The organism is Verrucomicrobiota bacterium, assembly GCA_016871495.1.
GTDB lineage: Bacteria > Verrucomicrobiota > Verrucomicrobiia > Limisphaerales > VHDF01 > VHDF01.
Genome location: VHDF01000026.1, coordinates 48,695 through 54,874, shown reverse-complemented (window position 1 = coordinate 54,874; position 6,180 = coordinate 48,695). Strand labels below are relative to the sequence as shown.

General features: G+C 59.5%; 8 protein-coding genes. 1 reads left to right on the top strand and 7 read right to left on the bottom strand.

The window, feature by feature from the left end; genetic code table 11:
• Positions 1-57: 57 nt before the first annotated feature.
• From FJ404_08080 to FJ404_08055, 6 genes are all read right to left on the bottom strand, one after another.
• Positions 58-378 (bottom strand): hypothetical protein, encoded by a 321-nt coding sequence (locus FJ404_08080; GenBank protein MBM3822826.1) that lies wholly within the window; start codon positions 376-378, stop codon positions 58-60.
• A gap of 446 nt (positions 379-824) precedes the next feature.
• Positions 825-1,451: a GNAT family N-acetyltransferase gene (locus FJ404_08075; GenBank protein ID MBM3822825.1), complete on the bottom strand. Its 627-nt coding sequence runs from the start codon at positions 1,449-1,451 to the stop codon at positions 825-827.
• On the bottom strand, positions 1,294-1,800 hold the full coding sequence (locus FJ404_08070) for a hypothetical protein (GenBank protein MBM3822824.1): 507 nt from the start codon (positions 1,798-1,800) through the stop codon (positions 1,294-1,296). The genes FJ404_08075 and FJ404_08070 overlap by 158 nt, the downstream gene beginning before the upstream one ends.
• Positions 1,801-1,815: 15 nt before the next feature.
• On the bottom strand, positions 1,816-2,427 hold the full coding sequence (locus tag FJ404_08065) for a gliding-motility protein MglA (GenBank protein ID MBM3822823.1): 612 nt from the start codon (positions 2,425-2,427) through the stop codon (positions 1,816-1,818).
• Between the two features lie 15 nt (positions 2,428-2,442).
• On the bottom strand, positions 2,443-3,261 hold the full coding sequence (locus FJ404_08060; protein ID MBM3822822.1) for a hypothetical protein: 819 nt from the start codon (positions 3,259-3,261) through the stop codon (positions 2,443-2,445).
• 35 nt (positions 3,262-3,296) lie between these two features.
• Entirely contained in the window at positions 3,297-3,602 is a 306-nt protein-coding gene (locus FJ404_08055; GenBank protein ID MBM3822821.1) for a hypothetical protein, read from the bottom strand.
• 616 nt (positions 3,603-4,218) lie between these two features.
• Between FJ404_08055 and FJ404_08050 the strand changes: the two genes are divergently transcribed.
• Positions 4,219-4,974 carry a type II secretion system protein gene (locus tag FJ404_08050; GenBank protein ID MBM3822820.1) on the top strand — a complete coding sequence of 252 codons (756 nt, stop codon included), beginning with the start codon at positions 4,219-4,221 and terminating at the stop codon, positions 4,972-4,974.
• A 3-nt stretch (positions 4,975-4,977) separates the two neighbouring features.
• Here the strand turns inward: FJ404_08050 and FJ404_08045 are convergent, their stop codons facing one another.
• Positions 4,978-6,153 (bottom strand): HlyD family efflux transporter periplasmic adaptor subunit, encoded by a 1,176-nt coding sequence (locus FJ404_08045; protein MBM3822819.1) that lies wholly within the window; start codon positions 6,151-6,153, stop codon positions 4,978-4,980.
• Positions 6,154-6,180: the final 27 nt, after the last annotated feature.

The following is a 6,180-nucleotide window of genomic DNA, read 5'->3' as shown; positions in this document are numbered from 1 at the left end:
CAGATCGAAATGGATGTCCCCCGCAATCGATCCACCGGGACCAAAAATGGCTTCCGTTCATGGTTGAAAGGCGTCGGCGAGCACTCCGCTAGCGCCAATTTCCCAGGCCGCGACTCGAATATCACCGAGGTGGCCCCCAGCGGCATCCAGAGCACCGGCATCAGCGCCACCGTCCGCAACTTCACCCAGGTTGGTGAGATTCGCGACCGAAGCCCACACATTGAACACGTCGTCGATAAGATCTTTGTAATCCGACAACCCCCAACCCGGAACCCCCAGCGATGTGATGGACACGGTGGGGCCAACATGACCGGGATCGAAGCCCGATACATCGACTTTGCCCGCCCCCATGATGCTCCATGTGGCACCTCCCGGCATAAGGAAACCTAGCCCCCGGGAGGTGTTGGCACCGGATCCCAAGCTGTCCCCAAAACCCCGAAATCGGAGGGTTCAAGGGTTGGAACCACCGACATGGCGTTCGCGAGCGGAGCCCAAGCGGCAAGCCCAGCGATCACGGAAAATGCGGCTGTCGATCGGGTTGAAGAAGGAAAAGCCCAAAAGGAATTCTTCATAGATTGGAGGGGTGTATGAGCTATTAGCAAGAATCGTTCCTCGTTTCTGAAAAGGCATTCAATGTTGTCATCATTTATTGATTAGTAACATATTACACATACACAACAGATCAATCTTGAGGGGTTTGAGAGTGGTGTTTTTGTAAGGAATACCGACACTCGAGATGTTAGAAGCCAGGGAACTTGGTTGAACTCTTTTCATGATCAAGCTGTTCGAGTCTTGATGCAAACTGTAAAAAAACCCGACACTGCTCAATCCTTCAGCTCAAAGACTTCGTAGGCGGTTTTTTGCATGCCCAGTTTGCGGTAAACACCTTGCGCCTTGCGGTTGGTGGCGTCGGCATAGAGACGGAGCGAGGCGGTTCCGGGGGTGGCCTGCTTTTGGCGGCGGACTTCCTGAAACAGGGCTCGGAAAACGCCCTGCCGACGGTATCGCGGGTCCACGTAAACGCTCTGGATCCACCAATACACGCCGTTATGCCAATCGCTCCATTCGTAGGTGATGCAGAGTTGTCCGACAACACGACCGGCTTCCAGGGCGACGAGGTAGAATCCGTAGGTGGGCGAGGCGATGAGGGATCGGGTTCCGTTTTCCGTGCTGGCTTTGGAAAGGCGCTTGCCCTCGGTTTCGAACGCCATGGCCCGGTTGAAGCGCGCGACGGCCGCAACGTCGCCAAGCTGGGCTTGCCGGATCAGAAACCGGTGATCGGCCGTTTCCGCCTTACGGCGTGGTGGACGCGGATTCGCCGGTTTCACGGCGTTTGAAGAGTTCGGAGACGTTGGTGGGATCCAGATCGGCGAGATCGATGCCGCCGCTGTTGTCGCGACCCTGGGCGATGAGCAATTGATCCGCGATGCACTTGATGGCGATCGAGGCATAATACTTGATCATGCCAACGCTGAGGGTGGCCTTAAAAATCACGACCACCAGGCAATTCTCGTCCACGTTCAGGATGAGGGTGCTGAAGCGCTCACCCTGCTGGTACATGCCGGTGAAATTAGTCTCCGTGATGAGACTGGCCAGGAATTGGGTGGCGTTGAACGCGTTGGAGGCGAGGGTGGCCACCTGAGTGGTGTCGAAATCCGCGCAGTGGCCGCACTGATGGATGAGATAGCCGGCCTTCTCGACGATCAACGCGCTGGTGGCCTCGCTTTGGAGGACGAGCTCGTTGAGCGTTTCCGTAAAGCTCTTGGAATCTTCCTCGGTGATTTGAGGAAAGCCGGCCATAGGGTCCCGATCGACTTACTTGCGTCCCGACTCGTTGATGAATTTGTTGAGCAGCAGCCGGACAATCATGTTCAGGGTTTCGAACACCCCGTCGCTCTTCGAGGCCACCGCCGTGAACGAGGGCACCTGCACCTCGCGGTTGTTGAGGAGAAACTCCATGTAATCGACGGGCGCCGGGTTGGCCGCGTCACGCTTGTTGTATTGCAGCACGTAAGGGATGTCGTCGAGTTTCAATTTGAGGGACTTCAGGTTGTCTTCCAAATTGGCGAAGCTCTCCACGTTCTCCTGCATCTTTTCGTAGTTGGAATCGGCCACGAACACGATGCCGTCCACGCCCCGAAGCACCAATTGCCGGGTGGTGTTGTAAATGACCTGGCCCGGGACCGTGTAAAGCTGGAATTTGGTTTTGAATCCCTTGATCGACATCGCCTCGAGCGGAAAGAAATCGAAGAACAGGGTGCGGTCGGAACTCGTGGCGAGCGACACCATCTTGCCCTTGCTCTCCGCGTTGGGCACCTGCACGTTCGCATGAACCTGCTCCAGGTTGATCGTCTTGCCGCATTTGGCGGGCCCGTAATAGACGATCTTGACCTGAAGCTCTTTCGTTGCCTGGTTGATGATGGCCATAAGAATCGAGGGTGGCTATTTCGAAGCGAGCTTCCCCAGCTCCTTCAAAACGAGATCCAGCGTCGCGGACGGGAGCGGGGCATCGGCGGCACTTAACAAGCCCAAGTAGAATTTGGAGACCGCAAAGACCCGGCACTGAACCAGGCCGGCGTTCATACTGACCTGCTGGACCTCTCCCAGGCGAATCTCTTTCGAATACTGATTCAGGCGGGAAAACATCTCGGGAAGGAATCCGGCGATCAAATCCGCCTTGAGCGCCTGCGAAACTTGACCGGCGACCAGCAACCCGTCGCTCGTGGAGATGACGGCGCCCGAGAAACCCTTCATGCCCGCCAAGCGCTGGACGAGCTCCTGTGGAGTCCAGCTCGTTTTGCCCGGCTGTTGGAAAACGTCAGCCAGCGTCGGGGCTGCAGGTGCCGCCGGCGCAGCCGGTTTCTGAGCCTTGGCAGGATCAGGAGCAGGTGTCGGAGCCGGTGCTGGAGTCGGTGCTGGAGTCGGCGCAGGCGCGGCGGGCTCGGGAGTGGCAGCCGGAGCAGCCGGTTTGCCCGCGAAGACATCAGGAATATTGTCGCCGACCGTGACTTTGCGCTGAGGTTTGGCCGGAGCCTTCCGCAGCAAATACATCGGCGCGAGCAGGGGAATCGGCAGATCGAAATCGGCGGCGTCATCCAATTCAGGACTTCCTCCCTTGATCCATGACTTGAGCTGAGCCCCTTTGACTTGAATCCGACCTTTCTTCACGCCCTGCTCGATCGCGGACATCGGGATGTCCACCGTGGCTTCGCTCGCGGCCGTGGCCGCTTGCTTGGCCGCCTCGGGCCAAGCTTGGATCAATTGTCCCAATTTGACCGTGATATCCGCTCCAATGGTCAGCGGTGCTGACGGTGCAGGAGTTGGCGTGGGAACGGAAGTTGGCGCTGGGGCAGGCACCGGCTTGGCCGCAGGCAAAGGAGCCGGCTTGGCAGCCGCGGGAGCCGGCGCGGGTCCGGTGCCGACGGGCTTCGTCGGCATCGGCTGGGCAGGCCGCAAAGAGGCTGGATCCGGCAGGCCCGAGGGGGGTTTGACGGGCGCTGCCGGGGCAGGGAGAGGCGGATTGGTCCCGGGTTTGGCGGGAGCCGTGACAGGTGCTTTCTCGGGACCCTTTCCCTTGCTCCCAAAGAGAGCCTGGATATCATCCGGCACTTCCACTCTCCGCTGGCTCTGTCGGCGCGGCAATTGGTCGGGACGAAGTTTGGGGAGGATTTCGGAAAGCGGAACCTCGATGAGGGTGGAATCGGCTTCACCGACGGACTGCAAATAGCCTTCCGGCGCCAGTCCGACGAGCTCAGTGTAGGGGATCTTGACGGCACCCGAAGTGAGCTGGGGAAGGATGGCATCCAGGCTCAGGGTTACGGTGGCTCCTCCCGGCGAACGAAGAATGCCGGCCTGCAGATTCTCGGGGAATTTGGTCGTTACGACGGCCAAGGAAACCACGATGCCATCTCCCACCAATGGAGCAGGCGTCGGCGCGGGAGGGGGGCGGGGTCGCTTTTCCTGAAAGGTTCTTCAGTAGGCCAAACATCCGATGGAATCCTGCGTTAGCCTGTCAGAAGCACTCTCGGCAGTCGATACATTTCCTTGGAGCGGAAAAGGTTCAAAAACACGTGCTGCACGCGGCGGATCCGTCCCCGCGAAGCAGACCCTGGGCCGGTTTCCTTCACGGGCAAAAAGAGGGAATCTCGATTGACTTCCTCACAATTAGCTCGCATCTCCTGATGATTCCGCGAGACTAGAACCACTACCCGCTTCCAGATGAAAGGCCGCCATTCCTCCGCGCCGGGATTTACCTTGATCGAACTCTTGGTGGTCATCGCGATCATCGCCATTCTCGCCGGGATGCTTTTGCCGGCACTGGCTCGGGCGAAGAAAACTTCCCAACGCGTCGCCTGTTCCGCACATTTGCGGCAACTGGGATTGGCGAATGCATTGTACCTCGATGAGGCGGATCAGCGATTCCCCACCCACGCCGGGGGTCCGGTGCTGTCGTATTACGGCTGGGGAGGCAAGAAAGGCACCGAGTATCTCGAGGAGCTGCGCTTTATCAACCCCTATGTCACCGTGGATCGCCGCGTGAAAACCAACGACAACGAGGGGGTTTTTCGGGTTTTCAAATGTCCCAACGACAAAGGCGCCACCAAGGGACGCTGGGCTAACGATCGCAAGCCCTCCCTCTTCGACACTTTCGGCAACAGTTATTTCTACAATAGTGGCGGCAACGAAAACGGCACCAAGGGCCTTCATGGCAAGAAATCCGCCGAAATTCGATCCCCGAGCCTGATGGTTCTGGCCAATGACTACCCCTTCGGCATGTGGGGCTGGATGACCGAGGCTCCGGGCGGAAAGACGCAACCCTTCCAGCACGCCTATTGGCATCACAACAAGGCGCTGGGGTGGGGCAACGTGGTGTTTGTGGATGGACACGTTGCCTTTCTGCGCTCCTTTCCAGACAAGCCCACTTATCAGGACGGACCTGGCTACACCTTCATGTTTGACGGTCCAAAGTTGTAACCTTCAAATCTTCACAGGAGCCACGCGGGCGCCGGGTTTGATGCGGTCACCCGGGTAAAGGATGACTTGTTCGCCTTCGCGCAGGCCGTCGAGAATCTGCACCTCGGTGCCGCTGTTCCTGCCGGGTTGGACCGACCGGAGACGCGCGACATGTCCCTCAAGCACAAAGGCGCTCCATTGATCCCCTTGGCGAAAGAGGGCGCCCCCCGCCACCTTGACGGTTTGATTGGTCTGCCAGGTGATGATGCGTGCTTCCACACGGAATTGATCTCCCAAATTGCCGCGTTGATTCGGCGGGGTCAGCAAATCCGCCACCACGTAGACCCGCTGCTCTTCCACTCCGAGCGCAGACACTTTGGTAAACGCGGCCGGCTCCACCAGCCGCACGATGGCCTTCAGTGAATCCTGGCCGCCCCACTGTTCCAGTTCGACCGAAGTTCCAGGCGAGATCATGGCTCCGTCTCGCGAAAGCACTTCCACAATCACTTCAAGGTCGGCGGGATCGCCGATTTCCAACAAGGGCGCTCCAGCCGGAACCACCCGCGCGCTCTCCTCGATCATGCGGAGAACCCGTCCTCGGGCCGGCGCCCGCACCTCGACATGCGCACCCTCCGCTTTGCCGGGGGCATGGAATTCGGCCAGTTCCGCCTCCGCCAGCCGCAGCGCGCTCTCGGCTGCGGTCAATTCGCGGGAGGCGGACACTTCCCTCCATTGCGCCTGCTCCAAGTCCTGAATGGATAACGCCCGCGCTTCGTGAAGCTTTTCGGAACGCTTCAGCTCGCTCGCGGCAAAGCGGTGTGCTTCCCGGGCGCGGTCAAGCTGAGCCGAGGCCGAATCGCGGCGGGCCTCGGAAAGCGAGCGCGAGCGGGCATCCAGCGGCGCCGGGGTCAAGGGATCGATGACGGCGACCACTTCGCCGGCCTGGGCGATGGGCGAGCCCACTTTCAGGGGAATGCGGCGGAGATTGCCCGCCACGGGCGCGGACACCAAAAAGCGCTCGCGGATACGGGTTTTCCCTTCCTCGTTGATGGTGGAACGCAGGGGCCCTCGATTCACGGTCGCAATTTCGACCGGAGTGGGTTTCGGCCAGAGCCCATAAGTCACCAGCACGGCCAGGAGGGTGAAACCGGCGTAGGGAAGCCAGGGGCGGCGGCGGACTTTGGGATCAGGAGAGTTCATCAGGAAAGGGGACCTTCAGGAACACGC

Bases quoted from the DNA above. Each gene is read 5' to 3' on its own strand.
- FJ404_08080 (MBM3822826.1), bottom strand. From the start codon at position 378: ATGCCGGGAGGTGCCACATGGAGCATCATGGGGGCGGGCAAAGTCGAT.
- FJ404_08075 (MBM3822825.1), bottom strand. From the start codon at position 1,451: ATGCCTCGATCGCCATCAAGTGCATCGCGGATCAATTGCTCATCGCCC.
- FJ404_08070 (MBM3822824.1), bottom strand. From the start codon at position 1,800: ATGGCCGGCTTTCCTCAAATCACCGAGGAAGATTCCAAGAGCTTTACG.
- FJ404_08065 (MBM3822823.1), bottom strand. From the start codon at position 2,427: ATGGCCATCATCAACCAGGCAACGAAAGAGCTTCAGGTCAAGATCGTC.
- FJ404_08055 (MBM3822821.1), bottom strand. From the start codon at position 3,602: ATGATATCCAGGCTCTCTTTGGGAGCAAGGGAAAGGGTCCCGAGAAAG.
- FJ404_08050 (MBM3822820.1), top strand. From the start codon at position 4,219: ATGAAAGGCCGCCATTCCTCCGCGCCGGGATTTACCTTGATCGAACTC.
- FJ404_08045 (MBM3822819.1), bottom strand. From the start codon at position 6,153: ATGAACTCTCCTGATCCCAAAGTCCGCCGCCGCCCCTGGCTTCCCTAC.